We start from the raw sequence: 14,729 nt of genomic DNA, 5'->3' as shown, positions 1-14,729 counted from the left end.
TAATCCTTGACTGTGTGAAGCCACGGTAAGGCTTCCCATCATGGTAAGGTCAAGCCTTGATATAGGGTGGTCGGGGCCACAATTACAGGGCGAAGATGGCGCTGGTGCTCGAGTTGCGCACGCGGTCGACGCGCGTGCCGTCCCAGTGGAAATCGAAATGGTCGCCCTGCACCGGGATTTCCATGAGGTCGGGCCAGAAGATGCCGACACATTCGCCGCCCGGTGCGCGCACGCTGCGGTAAATAACGCCATTGCTGCCGGTCGCGCGCAACGTCTTGCCGAGCGTTTGCGGCGGTCCATAATCGTCCGGCAGGTGACAATCGGGACGCCCGCGCACATCGTGCAGGTCGAGATCGAGCGCGTTGACCAGAACGCGAAATTGCGAGGTCCAGCCGGGCTCCTCGGCGCTGGCCGCCATGGCGATACCGTGATGATGGGCCACTTCGCGGATGGCCACTTCCTCGCTGCTGCCGGCGCTGTAAACGCCATAGGTCCCGTCGGCAAACCGGCCCGGCCGGTCGGTGCTGACATGAACGAAGGGCGCCATCAGCCAGCTTGCCCCCTGCCCAGCCACCCGGCGGTGCGGCGGGATCAGGTCGAGCCGGCCCAGGTGCTCCCAGACACGCGGGTTGGTTTTCGATTCCGCCGATGCCAGCGCCTCCCAATCGGCGGGGTCGGCGATGTCCTCGAACAGATCTATGGGCGGATAGATGGTACGGATGATCCGAAACGCCCTGCCCCATTTTACGGGGGTAAGCGGAACACTCACCAGCCGCCCCGTTCGGCGTCGAGATAGCTGCGGATGCGGGCCAGCGCGAAAATGGAACCTTCGGCCATGATATCGACCGGTGTGCGACCACCGAGCGCCGAATTTGTCTTTTTGACCCAAGCGTAACCGCGCGCCGGATCGGTAAAGAGATAACGCAACCCCTTGTGGATGCCCATGAGCAGCGACAGGCGAGTCGCCAGATCGCGGTCGATGCGCCCCACCTCCCCTGCTTTCCAGCGCGCATAGGTGCGGGCGGCGAGGCCCCCAAGGATTTCCCGCGCCTCGGCGTCCGAAAGATCCCAACGCGCAAACAGGTTTACAACCGTGCGCGCCATGGCGGCGGCTTCGGTCGCCGTGATCTGGGGACGCTCGGGGGCGGCGTCGGCTCTGGGTAGTTCGTGGAGCATGGTTTTACCTCTTGGCATAAAATAGGAAGAATAATGCCATTTGGCAAGTCTGAGCACAAAAGTAGCTGTTTGACGACAAAGAGACAGCCGGAGCCCTTAATTACGCAAGCACCCTTTTCCTCTTGCGCTGCCCGGGCGAAAGCCGGGGCCCATGAGAGCTGCTCCAAACGCTGGTGCCTCGGTTCGCGCTTCTGGACCCCGGCTTTCGCCGGGGCAGCGACGGAGAGGACGACAAGCGGTTCCGTTAAAACCTGAACGGATACTCTAAAGTATTAGTTCGGAGGTGACTTCGAGACTCTTGTCGTCCCGCACGGCGATATCGCCCTCGGGACGGTGTGCGGCGAGAGTTCTGTCGCGCTCGTGAATCAGCGTCCGAATCTCGTCATCGTAAGCGGCCAGCACCGCCGTCAGCCAGCGATTGACCAGATAGGAGGGGCGCGGCATGTGAACGTCGAATTTTTCCAGCAGCGCAATTGTGGGCGCGGCGTCGAGCCAGTCGTCGCCCACCACCCATTGGTTGACCGTGAACAGCCGCTTGAGCTTGCCGAAGGGATCGACGCCAATGGCGATCAGGTGGTGGATGGGACCGCTGGTGCCCTGCGGGCGCACGAAACAGTGAAAATGACCGTGCTCGATCGCCCCGTCGGGGTCGTCGGCGGGGTGTGAATGGTAAAACCATTGCGCTCCGGTTTGCGGATCGAAGACGTCGTCCTTGGGGTAATGGGTCCAGACCGAAATGTCGGGCGCATCGCGCAGGGTTTCGGTCAGGACCGTGAGTCCGCCCTTGGCGAGCACCGATTCGCAGAAAGCGATTTCGTGCATGGCCTGCTGGCGGGCATCACTCATCAGTTCACCACGAGATCGGGTGCTTCGGTCGCCCCCTCGGGCATCGCGGCTGGAGGCGGAGGCGGCGGGGCCAGTTCGGGTTCGGCCTCTTCCGGTTCGGGCATGGGCGCGGGCGGCGGGGGCGGAGCGGCAAGCTGGCTTGCCGGTTCCTCGGGCATTGGCGCAGGCGGCGGCGGGGCGGAGGCTAACGGCGCCCCCGCCGCGCAGGGGGCCGCCGCTACGGGAGCCCCGGCAGCGCAAGGGGCCGCAGCGACAGGCGCACCGGCTGCGCAGGGGGCACCAGCGGCACAGGGCGCGACGGCGGGGCTTGCGGTGCCCGCTTCGCTCTGCGCCACGGGGTTTGAGGCGCGGACGACCGGGTTGGAGATGTGGTCGGCGGCGATAGCCACGGTGCCGACGGCCAGCGCCGCACCGAACAGGAGGGTGTTACGTCCGGTGGTCATTTCTTGGCGAATCCATCAAGTCCGAACAGAGGGCGGGCCCAGATGCCGATAAACGAACCGACAAAGGCACAGACAAACCACAGCCAGCCATGCAGGCTGCCCGAGGCGATGCCGGAAAACAGCGCGCCGATGTTGCAGCCAAACGAAAGCCGGGCACCATAGCCCATCAGGATGCCGCCCACGGCGGCTGCGATCAGCGAACCGAGCGGCAGTTTGGCCTTGGGAGCAAATTTTCCGGCCAGCGCGGCGGCTAGACCGGCGCCAAGGATGATGCCGAAATCCATGACCGAAGTGTTATCGGTCAGAACCGAGGAATTGAGCGCCTGAGCCTGAGCCGGCCAGGTCCAGAATTCCCAGGTCGCGACGGGAATACCGACGGCATCGGCAATCTTTGCGCCCCACAACCCGAAACCATAGGTGATCGACCACGGATGGCCGGCCACCAGCAGGGTCGCGATATTGAGGATGGCCAGCACCAGCCCTGCCCCGACCAGCGGCCAGGGACCATAGAGCAGCCATGACCAGCCTGGACGCTTGGGCGCGGGCTCGGGTTCGAGATTACCGTGCGCGCGCTTTTCGATCACAGCGGTAACGATGGCAACGAGCGAAAGGGCAATGATTGTCAGGCCGATGGCGACGGGCAGCCCGAACTGCACCCGCGCATCGATAACGCCAAACGAAGGCGTTTCGAGCCAGAACGGCAGGTGAGCCGTGCCGAGCACCGCACCGACGATAAAGAAGGCCAGCGTCACCAGCATGCGCGCCGATCCGCCGCCGACCGTGAACAGCGTACCCGATCCGCAGCCACCGCCCAGTTGCATGCCGAAGCCGAACATCGTCGCGCCGACGATGACCGAGACACCGACCGGCGCCAGCGCGCCCACGAGCGGCTGCCCACCGAGATCGCCGGCCGCCAGAAGCGGCATCATGGCTATCGCGGTAACCCCGATCATGAGCATCTGGGCGCGCATGCCGCGGCCGCGCTTTTCCACCACCATGCGGCGCCAGCCGCCGGTAAAGCCGAAAGCACCGTGATAGAGCGCGGCACCCAGCCCGCCGCCGATGGCGAACAGGGAGGCCTGCCGCAGATCGACGAGATACCAGATGGCGATGAAACCGAGGATCAGTCCCAGCCCGGTAACCAGCGTTGGGCCCCGATCGGACACCGCGGCGGGAAGATAGGATGGGCGATCGAGAGCGACGTCAGACATGTCGATCTTTCAAAAATGAGCAGGCTTTTCAGCGAAACAACAGATGCCCCGAACATCGGGGCATCTGCAAGGGCCGGACTGGAGGTCTACCGATTATTCTACCGGACGTGACGGGTCGGCTGTCCATTCAGCCATCGAGCCGTCATACATCGAGGCGTTTTCATTGCCGAGGATTTCGTGCAGGCCGAACCAGGCGACCGACGCCCAGTGGCCGGTGTTGCAGAAGACGATGCTGTCTTCATCCGAGGTTACGTTCACCGCTTCGAGCAGCGCAGCCACGGTATCGGGCTGGGCAAAGCGGGCATATTCCGAGCTGTAGAATTCAGAGTGCGGAATGTTGACCGAGCCGGGGATCGTGCCCGCCGTGGCAACCACCGGGCTCTTGGACTGGCCCAGATGCTGTTCCACAGGACGGCCATCGACCAGCGCCGTGCCGTTTTCGAGCGCTTCGAGGACGTCGTCGGTGGTGGCGATCAGTTCGGGGCGCACGTCGGCGGTAAATTCGGCCGCTTCGGGCGCTGCAAGTTCCGCAACGCGTTCGCCGCCGGCCGCATCGAACTGGCGCCAGCCGCCATCGAGGATCGAAACCTCGTCATGGCCGAGATATTTGAAGGTCCAATAAACGCGCGTGGCGCCGCCGATTTCCGAGGAATCGGTGCCCCAGGGCAGGATCACCACGTGATCGTCATTGTCGATCCCGAGCGAGCCGATCAGTTCGGCAACCTGTTCGACGGGCGGGATCTGCCCCGGAACGCCTTCAATTTCGGTGCGCCAACCGGCCGAACCGTACGGGGCGACAACCGAATTGGCGACATAGGGCAATTCACCCAGATCGGTGCCTTCGATATTGTCGCGAATGTCGAGGATGACCACGTTGTCAGCCCCGGCATTTTCGATCAGCCAGTTGGCATCGACCAAAGGCGTGACTTCGGATTGAGCGAGGGCCGGTACGGTCAGCGCTGCGGAAATGGCCAGTGCCGTTACGGTCAGGCGCATAAAAAATCTCCCGATTGTTCTGTTGTCCCATTATCGCTCAATGGCGATGAAGGTGCGAGGGCTGGGCGATCAAAAATTGTGTGAGGAGCAAAAAAGCCTGCCAGGAAATGGTTCGCCATGAGCATGGAATTGCCCGCTGTGGAAAATCCCGACCGAACAGGTAGAGCTTGGCCGATCCGATAGTGGCCGCTAAAAACGCTTGCTCCTTGATGTCTGGATGTCCATGCTCGCTCTTATCTTTTCCGCCCTGCTGCCCATCGCGCTCATCATCACGCTTGGGCACCTGCTCAAGCGTTTCGGCTTTCTGGGTGAGGGATTCTGGCCGCAGGCCGAGCGGCTTGCCTATTTCGTCCTTCTCCCGCTGCTGTTTGCTCACGGGCTTTACAAGGCCGACCTTTCCGAGGCTCCCATCGGGCTGATCGCTGCGGGGCTGGTCAGTCCGGCGGTGATCGGAACATTGGTTCTCCTTGCCGCCAACCGGATAACGCGGTTCGACGGCCCGGCCCTGACTTCGGTGGTCCAGGGTGGCATACGCTTTAACAATTACGTCGGCGTCACCGCCGCCGTCGGGTTGCTTGGCGTGCCCGGCGCGGCGCTGGCGGCCGTCGTCAACGCCATCCTGGTTCCCACCGTCAACATCGTGTGTTCGCTGGTTTTCGCCCGTTATGGCGATCGCCAGCCCTCCGCCATGGGCGTGGTCAAATCCATAGCCTTCAATCCATTGATTCTGGGTTGCGTGGCGGGGGTCATCCTGCGACTGACCGGCATCGCTTTGCCTGCCGGCCTCGAAGGCTTCATGCAGGCCATGGGTCAGGCGGCCCTGCCGATCGGCCTTTTGTGCGTCGGTGCGGCACTGAACTGGGAAGCGCTGGGGCGCGGCATCCGCCCCGCCCTGGTCGCAACCGCCGCGCGTTTCCTGCTCATTCCGGCCCTCACTGCCGCGATCTGTCTCGCCGTCGGGCTGACGGGGCCGGCGGCGTTGGTGGTGCTGTTGATCCAGTGCCTGCCCACGGCATCGTCGGCCTATGTCATGGCACGGCAACTGGGCGGCGATGCACCCCTTATGGCGGGCATCATCGCGTTCCAAACGGTTTTAGGGGTCGTAACCGTCCCGATTACGCTGGTGTTTCTCGCGCCCCTTGTTGGCGCCGGGCTTTAGCGCACCGACAGATATCCACCCTGCAGCCCGTCCTTTGAATAGACCACCTGCCACAGATGCACCCAGCGGGCGCGGAATATGGCGGCGCAACTCAAAAGGTAATAGCGCCACATGCGATGGAAGCGCTCGCCGTAGTTTTCGGAAATCTCGGGCCACGCGGCCTCGAAATTCCGATACCACGCCATGAGCGTCGGATCGTAGTCTGCGCCGAAATTGTGCCAGTCCTCCATGATCAGCTTGCCTTCCACCGCTGTCGCGACCTGTTTGGGCGAGGGCAGCATGCCGTTGGGGAATATGTATTTTTCCAGCCAGGGCTCACCAGCCCTGCGTGTCAGGCTGCCGCCGATCGTGTGCAAAAGAAACAGCCCGTCATCGGACAGCAATTCGCTGACCTTGGAGAAATAGGGACGGTAGTTCTTGTAGCCCACATGCTCGAACATGCCGACCGAGACGATCCTGTCGAACTGGCCATCGAGGTCCATATAGTCCATGAGCCTGGTTTCGATGGGCAGGTCGCCCCGCGTTTCGTTGGCGTAGGCCATCTGTTCCTTGGAAACCGTGATTCCCAGCCCCGAGACGCCATAACGCTCGGCCGCGAATTTGAGAAGGCCGCCCCAGCCCGAGCCGATATCGAGGATGCGCATGCCCTCCTTGAGGCCGATCTTGCGGCAGATCAGGTCGAGTTTGGCTTCCTGCGCCGCATCGAGTGTTTCCGCTTCGCGCCAATATCCGCACGAATAGATCATGCGCGGATCGAGCATGCGCCTGTAAAGATCGTTGCCGATGTCATAGTGCTTTTCGCCCACTTCGCGCACATGCAGCCGCTGGGGATTGAGCACCATGCCCTTGATGGTCAGAAGCGCCAGCGCCGGATCGAACTTGACCTTGCTCTGTAGCTGTCCCGTCAGGCATCGGTATAAAAACTGGTCGATCGCCTCGCTGTCCCACCAGCCATCCATATAGGCTTCGCCCAGCCCAAGGGTGCCCTGGGTCATCACGCGGCTGAACAGCCGGTCGTCATGAACCTGGATATCCCAAGGCCTGGAGCCGCCGATTTCGATGTCAATTTGGGCAAGAAGATCGGTGATAAACGACTTGAACTTTGCCGACATGGCCCCGCTCAAACAAATATAGTGACGCGCCAAAGCGCGGGGAAAGACTCCTACCTCACTAAAATTTGTCCGTCTTGTCCAGTCCCTTACTGCGCCCAGTCTTGAGGCTGCGAGGGGGGAAGAGCGTATCCTTCCTCATCATCTGCAGTTTCAAGAATGCCGATCAATTCGGCAACCTTGCCGGTTGGCAAATGGTCGCCCTCATTGACCCGCGCCTCATCGGCCTCGAGCCAGGCCAATGCCATGGTCAGGTCGGCCGTGGTCGCTTCGGTGGCCGATATTTCAGCCGCAAGATGTTCATCGATAGGACCGAGCACCCGCTCGATCTCGCTCCGCGTCAGCGTCATGGCAAATATCTCCCGAGGATTTGCTCGCACGATATCCAACGCCGCATGACCGGCCAGGGTTGCACGCCGACACTGGCAATCGGTAGCAACCCGATGCAATCTGCCGTTTGCTTTAACCTATGGAAAATTTCGCCCGCCCTGTCGGATACGGCAAAACGGGTACGTCCTCGCCATATAAGGAGTTTGGCCATGCTCTACGCAATCCTTTGCTACAACGACGAAGCCGCTGTTGGCGGGTGGTCGAAAGAACACGACGACAAGATCATGGCCGATCTTCTCGCCGTCCAGCAGCCGCTGGTCGAAGCGGGCAAGATGGGCCCGGTGGCGCGGCTGATGCCGACCACCGCCGCCACGACGCTGCGCAAGACAGCGGGCGAGCCCATGGTGCTGGACGGGCCTTTCGCCGAAACCAAGGAACAATTCCTCGGTTTTTATGTCATCGACGCGGAGAGCCTCGAAGAGGTCGTGCAGGTTGTGCGCGATCTGGCCGAAGCCAATCCCGGCATGGGGTCCTATGAGATCCGGCCGGTCCGCGACTTTTTCCCCGGAGCCCAAGCAAAGTGAACGACAAGGATGCCGACTGGATTGGCCTGACACTGGCAGGCGCCCGCCCCCGGGCGGTTGCCGCGCTGTACAGGTATTTTCGCGACCTCGACATGGCCGAGGAAGCCTTCCAGGAGGCCTGCCTGCGGGCGCTGAAATCCTGGCCGAAAAACGGGCCGCCGCGCGATCCGGCGGCATGGCTGATCCTTGTGGGCCGCAATTCGGGCATAGACAGCGTCCGCCGCCGCGCGCGCTTCACCGCCCTGCCCGAAGAAGACAAGATTTCCGACACCTCGGACGCGGAAACCGACATCGCCGAGCGGATCGACGATTCGCACTATCGGGACGACATCTTGCGGCTGTTGTTTGTGTGCTGCCACCCGGACCTGCCCGCTACCCAGCAGATCGCCCTGGCGCTGCGCATCGTTTCGGGGTTGACGGTCAAGCAGATCGCCCGCGCCTTCCTGGTTTCGGACGCAGCCATGGAACAGCGCATAACCCGCGCCAAGGCGCGCATCGCCAAATCGGGCGCGAGTTTCGAAACGCCTGACGCGGCCGACCGCGCCGAGCGGGTGGGAGCGGTCGCGGCCATGGTCTATCTGGTGTTCAACGAAGGCTACACCTCGGCCGGCGAGCGGTCGGAAACCCGCAGCACCTTTGCCGAGGAGGCGATCCGGCTGGCCCGTCTGCTGCTGGGTCTGTTCCCGACCGAGCCCGAATTGATGGGCCTTCTGGCGCTGCTTTTGATCCAGCAGTCGCGCGACGCCGCGCGGTTCGACGCGAACGGCAATATCGTCCTGCTCGACGATCAGGACCGCACGCTCTGGGATCGGCGCATGATCGACGAGGGCCTTGCCCTGATCGACAAGGCGATGCGGCACCGCCGCCCCGGTGTGTTTCAGGTTCAGGCGGCCATTGCGGCGCTGCACGCCCATGCGAAGACGCCAGCCGATACCGACTGGACCGAAATCGAATTGCTCTACCGGGTGCTCGAAAGCCTGCAGCCCTCCCCCGTCGTCACGCTCAACCGCGCCGTGGCGGTCTCGAAGATCGATGGTCCGCAAGCGGCGCTCGACCTGATCGAGCCTCTGGCCGACGCGCTGGGAGGCTATTTCTATTTCCACGGATTGCGTGGCGGACTGCTCAAGGATCTCGGCCGCATCGAGGAAGCGCGCATCGCTTTCGACATCGCCATTGCCCATGCCAATACCACGGCCGAGGCCGTTCATATCCGGGCTCATCTCGACAAACTGGGCGGCTCGCCCTCGGGCGCATAATTTTTTTCGCGTTTTGTCGGGATGCAAAACGGCTGTCCGTCCTAGAGGCATCATACCCAAGGAGGACACCATGTTCATCAAGACCACTTTCGCGGCGATCGCCCTTGCGGCGCTCGTTTCCTTGCCTGCCGGCGCTCAGGAGGCCACCATGGCAGAGACGTTCGATCCCATCCAGCTCAGCACCGATTTTCCGGCTCCTTCCGAAGATGGAACCGTCAACGTGGACGGGCTCGACATGTATTATCAGGTCCATGGCGAAGGCGAGCCGCTGCTGCTCATCCATGGCGGGCTGATGACCATCGAAGCCTGGGGCCCGATCCTTCCCGCGCTCGCGGAAAACCGCAAGGTCTATGCCATCGAACTCGAAGGCCATGGCCGTACCGTCGATCTCGACCGCCCCTTGTCCATACAGCAGTTCGCCCAGGACGTTTCGGGGTTCATCGAGCAGATGGATCTGGGTCCCATCGATATCGTGGGCTTTTCCATGGGTGGGGGCACCGCAATGGGCGTGGGCGTCCTGCATCCCGAACTGGTCAGGAACCTTGTCATCATCTCGGCCTCTCACCAGCCGGATTCGATCTGGGATTCGGTGCGTGCCGGCTGGCCCTATATGACGGCGGACATGATGGAAGGCACGCCCATGCTCGCCGCCTATGAGGCCGTTGCGCCCCAACCCGAGCGGTTTGCCGGATTCGTGGACAAGATCCGCGAATCGATGGTTTCGGGCGAACAGTCATGGACCGACGAGCAGATCGCCTCGATCCCGGTGCCGGTTCTGATGATCATCGGGGACACCGATCTCGTCCAGTTCGACAAGGCGCTCGAGATGTTCCGCCTGCTCGGCGGCCAGTCCTCGACCGGCCCCATGGGACCCGATCTCAATACCGCCCGCCAGTTCGCGGTGATCCCGGGCGCAACGCATTACGATATCGTGCTCAAGACCGACCTGCTGTTGCCGCTGATCGAGAACTTTATCGCCGCGCAGGCCAATTAATAAAGAGATTCAATTGGCTGACGATCGGATTCAGGGGTATCGTAATCTGAATCCGATCCTTTGCCTTAGATATTGAAAATGAACGTCTTTTCCTGATCTGGCCCGAGGAGGCTCCACATGAAGATCACACCGTATCTCAACTTCGCCGGCGATTGCCGCGAGGCGATGAGCTTTTACCAATCGGTGCTGGGCGGCGAACTGGAAATGACCGCCCACAAGGACACGCCATCGGCCGAGCACGTTCCGGCCGAGATGCAGAACCAGATCATGCACGCGGTCCTGAACTGGCCGGACGGCAAGCTCTTCGCCTCCGATGCCCCCATGGCGCAGGCCAATTCCTTCTCCGGCGCCTATCTTTCCGTCCACCCCGAAACCGTCGAGGAGGCCGAGCGCATGTTCGCCGCCCTCAGCGAGGGTGGCGAAGTGGAAATGGAGCTCGAACAAACCTTCTGGGCCAAGCGTTTCGGCATGCTCTATGACCGCTGGGGCGTAAAATGGATGTTCAACGTCGATTAGGGCCAGTGGGGCAGCGATGGGTGTCGGGTCATGCTCTCGGCTCCATCACCAGACATTCACCCACCCCATCGTCATCCTCGGGCTTGACCCGGGGATCCGCTGCGTCGGGAAGCCGGTGAAGGGCTTGAGGAGCCGTGAGACGCGAGGGGTCGCCACGTCTGCGCTGCACAACAGCAGCGTTGCGGATCCCCGGGTCGAGCCCGAGGATGACGATGGGGAAGGATGAGATGCTGGAGGGCAAGCCTCACCCTCCCTTGCTGCCCCGGCGAAGGCCGGGGTCCATGAGCCTCTCTTCACGCACCGGAGGGTCGGCTAGGCTGCTGGGTCCCGGATCATGTCCAAGATAGCAATGGGGCTTGGGCCACCTTCTCGGCTCCATCACCACCATTCACCCCACCCCCATCGTCATCCTCGGGCTTGACCCGGGGATCTGCTGCATCGGGCAGCCGGTGAAGGGATTGAGGAGCCGTGAGGCGCGAGGGGCCGCCACTTCTGCGCTGCACAACAGCAGCGTTGCGGATCCCCGGGTCAAGCCCGAGGATGACGCGGGGGAGGATGAGATGCTGGAGAGCAAGCCTCACCCTCCCTTGCTCCGGCGAAGGCCGGGGTCCATGAGCCTCTCTTCACGCACCGGAGGGTCGGCAAGGCTGCTGGGTCCCGGATCATGTCCAAGATAGCAATGGGGCTTGGGCCACCTTCTCGGCTCCATCACCACCATTCACCCCACCCCCATCGTCATCCTCGGGCTTGACCCGGGGATCTGCTGCGTCGGGCAGCCGGTGAAGGGGTTGAGGAGCCGTGAGGCGCGAGGGGGCGCCACTTCTGCGCTGCACAACAGCAGCGTTGCGGATCCCCGGGTCGAGCCCGAGGATGACGCGGGTGAAGGTGGAAATGCTGCGCAAAAAACTTTATCCCCGCTCCCTCAATCTCATGCATTCTCCCCGCACGGTGTCGCCAGAGACGAGGATGCATACGAGCTTCCGGTGAGACCGATCCGGGTTCCATGCGGGTCGCCGCAGGGAAGGCCCAAAGCGGACGGATGGCCGGGCGAGGATGGGAGTCCACGTCGTACTCCCGAAAGGGAGAGGGGCACCGGTGGTTTTGGGGGATACGGGAGGTTGGCAGGAAAAGCATGTCCTCGGACTTGATCCGGGGATGGCCCTTCCGGTTCGACCAACCGACCCACAAAAAGCCAACAAACCCCAGCCCGAGACGCCGCCATAAGCCCAAAACCTCGGATGCGTGGGGCGATGATCGCTTCATATAAAAACTAAATCATGCGGAGCGTTCATCGCCCCATGCCGTCTATCCCATAAGAAACCGAGGCGATATCGCCGTCGGTGGGTTTGGCATGCGCGGCTGCATAAGCGCAAACTTATCCACCATCCTTCCAGCGGATGCGATAAAGGTCGAAACGCCGGTCGCGCAGGTTCCGTACGGCACCCTGAGAGCGGGCCCATTGCAGGGTCGAGAGGTTGAGGTCGGCGACCACCACCATCTCCACATTCTCGCTGGCCTCCGCCGCAATCCCGTCGCGGGCGAAGGGCATATCGGAGGGCGTGAAGATCGAAGAGTGTGCGTAGTTGATATCGAGGTTGTCGACATTGGCCAGATTGCCGGTGATCCCCGAGGTCACGACGTAACACTGGTTCTCGATGGTGCGGGCCTGGCAGCAATATTTCACCCGCAGGTGGCCTTGCCGGGTGTCGGTGCAATAGGGCACGAACATGATGCGGGCGCCCTGATCGGCAAGCCGGCGGGCGACTTCGGGAAACTCGCTATCGTAGCAGATCATCACCCCGATCGGCCCGCAATCGGTATCGATCACGTCAACGGAATCCCCGCCGACGATCCCCCAATAATCGCGTTCGTCGGGGGTCGGGTGCATTTTTTCCTGGGCGTGGACGGTGCCGTCGCGCAGGAAAACGTAACACACGTTCTGGATATCCTCGTCCTCGGTGATGGTCGGATGCGTCCCACCGATGATGTTGATGTTGTATTTGAGCGCCATCTGCTGCATGCGCTCGACAAATTGCGGGGTATATTCAGTCAGCCTCAGGATCGCCTCATGGGGCGGCTGCTCGGGCTCGCTCGACAGCAGCATCAGCGTGAAGAGCTCGGGAAACACGACAAAATCCGACGAATAGTCAGCGGCCACGTCGGCGAAATATTCCATGTGTTCGAAGAAGGCGTCCGCATCGACAAACCGGCGCGCTTCGAGTTGAACGGTGGTCACGCGCACGGTTTCCCGGCTGCGCTTGTGGGCCGGACGTGCCTCGTCTTCCTCATCGTAGCGCGGATTGCGCCACACCATGAGCGCGGCATGTCCGCCCGAGGCCTTATCGTCCGGATGATAGTTGCGCAGCAGCAGTTCGGGCTCGAAGCCGAGCTTCATCTGAAAGCTCGCCACCGGATCGCGCACTTCGCGATCGACCACCGCCTGGAAATACTGGCTGGCGCGCGGATAATCCTTCTTGTTGCGGCGATAGCCCGGCAGGCGCCCGCCGAACGCAATGCCCTTGAGCCAGAGTTCCTCGCACAACCGCTGGCGGGCTTCGTACAGCCGCCGCCCGATCCGGTTGCGCTGGCGGCCCGGATCGACACAGACTTCCACGCCATAAAGCCATTCGCCCTTGGCGTTGTGCAGGCTGCCATAACCGGCGCCGGTGATATTTTCCCAGGTGTGCTGCTTGAAGATCTGCTTTTCGGCCAATTGCAGCGTGGCCGCATAGCCAACGATCTGCCCGTCATAAACGGCAACGAACTGGCCTTCGGGAAAGGCGTTGATCTGTCCGCGGATGGTGCCGGGAAGGTAGGGCCCTTCCTCGGGATAGACCCTCTGGGTCAGCTTGATGATGGCGGGGATATCGCGAATCTTGGCAGTCCGCACCTCAAGGAGCGGCTTGTCGGAGAGTTTGGGCACGGGGTGGGAACCTCGTTATCGATCAAATCAAAATGGATTGTGCGGGCGGCGCGCCGTCAGCCTATAGCACGACAACGCGCCACCGCCACATTTGCTCCCTTACTGCGTCTCTTGCGCCACCAACTCAAGCGCTCGCCCATACAGCGCCTCGCCATCGATACCGCCCGCAGCGGCCTCGGCAAACCAGTTGTCGATGGTCACCTGCGCCGCAGCGCGCCAGCGGGCGGTTTCTTCGGCGTCGAGCGTCACGATGGTATTGCCGTTGGCCACCGCCTCATTGCGGGCCACGATATCGTCGGCATCGTTGGCCGCGCCGAAGCGCCCCGCCCATTCGATACCCGAATTGGCGTCGATTACCGCTTTGAGATCGTCAGGCAAGCTTTCATAGGCGTCCCGGTTCATGACGAAAGCAAAGGTCTGGGTATAGAGCCCATGATCGCCGGAAAACTCGGTGTGGTTGGAAACGATCTCGCTGGTGCGCAGCGCCATGGTCACCTGCCAGGGAATGGTCGCGGCATCGATCACGCCGCGCGAGAGGCTTTCGGGCACCTGCGGCACCGGCATGCCGATGGCTTCGGCGCCCAGATCGGTCAGCATGGCGGAAATGACCCGCGAGCCGCCCCGTACCTTCAAGCCCTCAAGATCCTCGAGCGTTTCAATTGGGCTGGACGAATGAAAAACGCCGGGTCCGTGGGTATGGACGGCGATCAGCTTGACCCCTGCAAATTCGTCCATGGCGTTTTCTTCGACGAAACGCTGGAAAGCGCGCGAGGTGTCCTCGGCATTGGTGACGAGAAAGGGCATCTCGAACACTTCGGATTTGGGAAAGCGCCCTGGCGTATAGCCCAACACCGTCCAGATCAGATCGACAACGCCATCCTGGGCCTGGTCGAACAGATTGGCGGGCGCGCCGCCGAGGATCATCGAGGGATAATATTCGATTTTTATCCTCCCCCCCGATTGCGCCTCTATGGTCTCGGCCCACGGAATGAGGCCGTCGCGCGGTACGCTGTCGGTCATGGGCAGGAATTGGTGCAGCCGGAAGGTAAACTCCTGAGCCGGCGCAGACGAAATGGAGGCAACGCCACAAAGCGCCGCCGCGAGCAGGATTCTGGTGAACATGAATGGTCCCCAAATGCGCGGGACCAGCAAGGGTGCCTCTCACCCTGTGCGAGTTCGATCCCGC

15 protein-coding genes are annotated in these 14,729 nt (G+C 62.2%); 5 read left to right on the top strand and 10 right to left on the bottom strand.

What is annotated here, in order from left to right:
* Positions 1-82: 82 nt before the first annotated feature.
* From KKY_RS03900 to KKY_RS03875, 6 genes are all read right to left on the bottom strand, one after another.
* The gene (locus KKY_RS03900) at positions 83-769 is read right to left on the bottom strand and encodes an RES family NAD+ phosphorylase (protein ID WP_014130000.1); all 687 of its coding nucleotides are present in this window, start codon (positions 767-769) and stop codon (positions 83-85) included.
* Positions 766-1,176 carry an MbcA/ParS/Xre antitoxin family protein gene (locus tag KKY_RS03895; protein WP_014129999.1) on the bottom strand — a complete coding sequence of 137 codons (411 nt, stop codon included), beginning with the start codon at positions 1,174-1,176 and terminating at the stop codon, positions 766-768. The genes KKY_RS03900 and KKY_RS03895 overlap by 4 nt, the downstream gene beginning before the upstream one ends.
* A gap of 264 nt (positions 1,177-1,440) precedes the next feature.
* Positions 1,441-2,025, bottom strand: a complete 585-nt coding sequence (locus KKY_RS03890; protein ID WP_139305001.1) for a DUF6969 family protein — start codon at positions 2,023-2,025, stop codon at positions 1,441-1,443.
* Positions 2,022-2,465, bottom strand: coding sequence for a hypothetical protein (locus tag KKY_RS20615; RefSeq protein WP_041528566.1), 444 nt, complete (start codon positions 2,463-2,465; stop codon positions 2,022-2,024). Before KKY_RS20615 ends, KKY_RS03890 begins: the two co-directional genes overlap by 4 nt.
* Positions 2,462-3,676 carry a YeeE/YedE family protein gene (locus KKY_RS03880; protein ID WP_014129996.1) on the bottom strand — a complete coding sequence of 405 codons (1,215 nt, stop codon included), beginning with the start codon at positions 3,674-3,676 and terminating at the stop codon, positions 2,462-2,464. The genes KKY_RS20615 and KKY_RS03880 overlap by 4 nt, the downstream gene beginning before the upstream one ends.
* Positions 3,677-3,769: 93 nt before the next feature.
* Positions 3,770-4,666: a sulfurtransferase gene (locus tag KKY_RS03875; protein WP_420850718.1), complete on the bottom strand. Its 897-nt coding sequence runs from the start codon at positions 4,664-4,666 to the stop codon at positions 3,770-3,772.
* Positions 4,667-4,895: 229 nt separating this feature from the next.
* Between KKY_RS03875 and KKY_RS03870 the strand changes: the two genes are divergently transcribed.
* The gene (locus tag KKY_RS03870; protein ID WP_014129994.1) at positions 4,896-5,831 is read left to right on the top strand and encodes an AEC family transporter; all 936 of its coding nucleotides are present in this window, start codon (positions 4,896-4,898) and stop codon (positions 5,829-5,831) included.
* Here KKY_RS03870 and cfa read toward each other — a convergent pair.
* Positions 5,828-6,943 carry a cyclopropane fatty acyl phospholipid synthase gene (gene cfa / locus KKY_RS03865; RefSeq protein ID WP_014129993.1) on the bottom strand — a complete coding sequence of 372 codons (1,116 nt, stop codon included), beginning with the start codon at positions 6,941-6,943 and terminating at the stop codon, positions 5,828-5,830. The two genes, KKY_RS03870 and cfa, sit on opposite strands and share 4 nt — an antisense overlap.
* A gap of 86 nt (positions 6,944-7,029) precedes the next feature.
* Positions 7,030-7,290, bottom strand: coding sequence for a hypothetical protein (locus KKY_RS03860; protein ID WP_014129992.1), 261 nt, complete (start codon positions 7,288-7,290; stop codon positions 7,030-7,032).
* Positions 7,291-7,479: 189 nt separating this feature from the next.
* Here KKY_RS03860 and KKY_RS03855 point away from each other — a divergent pair, with 189 nt between their 5' ends.
* The 4 genes from KKY_RS03855 to KKY_RS03840 all read left to right on the top strand — a co-directional run bounded on the left by KKY_RS03855 (position 7,480) and on the right by KKY_RS03840 (position 10,620).
* Complete coding sequence (locus tag KKY_RS03855; RefSeq protein ID WP_014129991.1) at positions 7,480-7,854, top strand: YciI family protein; 375 nt, start codon at positions 7,480-7,482, stop codon at positions 7,852-7,854.
* Entirely contained in the window at positions 7,851-9,110 is a 1,260-nt protein-coding gene (locus tag KKY_RS03850; RefSeq protein ID WP_014129990.1) for an RNA polymerase sigma factor, read from the top strand. Before KKY_RS03855 ends, KKY_RS03850 begins: the two co-directional genes overlap by 4 nt.
* 70 nt (positions 9,111-9,180) lie before the next feature.
* Entirely contained in the window at positions 9,181-10,104 is a 924-nt protein-coding gene (locus KKY_RS03845) for an alpha/beta fold hydrolase (protein WP_014129989.1), read from the top strand.
* 117 nt (positions 10,105-10,221) lie between these two features.
* A complete protein-coding gene (locus KKY_RS03840; RefSeq protein ID WP_014129988.1) occupies positions 10,222-10,620 on the top strand; it encodes a VOC family protein in 399 nt (132 codons plus the stop codon).
* Positions 10,621-11,995: 1,375 nt separating this feature from the next.
* On the opposite strand, the gene KKY_RS03830 is transcribed toward KKY_RS03840, so the two are convergent.
* Positions 11,996-13,543, bottom strand: a complete 1,548-nt coding sequence (locus tag KKY_RS03830; protein ID WP_014129987.1) for a carbon-nitrogen hydrolase family protein — start codon at positions 13,541-13,543, stop codon at positions 11,996-11,998.
* Between the two features lie 99 nt (positions 13,544-13,642).
* A complete protein-coding gene (locus KKY_RS03825; RefSeq protein ID WP_014129986.1) occupies positions 13,643-14,665 on the bottom strand; it encodes a TRAP transporter substrate-binding protein in 1,023 nt (340 codons plus the stop codon).
* Positions 14,666-14,729: the final 64 nt, after the last annotated feature.

Origin of the sequence: Pelagibacterium halotolerans B2 (assembly GCF_000230555.1) — a bacterium.
GTDB lineage: Bacteria > Pseudomonadota > Alphaproteobacteria > Rhizobiales > Devosiaceae > Pelagibacterium > Pelagibacterium halotolerans.
Note: the sequence above shows the minus strand (reverse complement) of the source record. Positions and strands in the feature narration are given on the sequence as shown.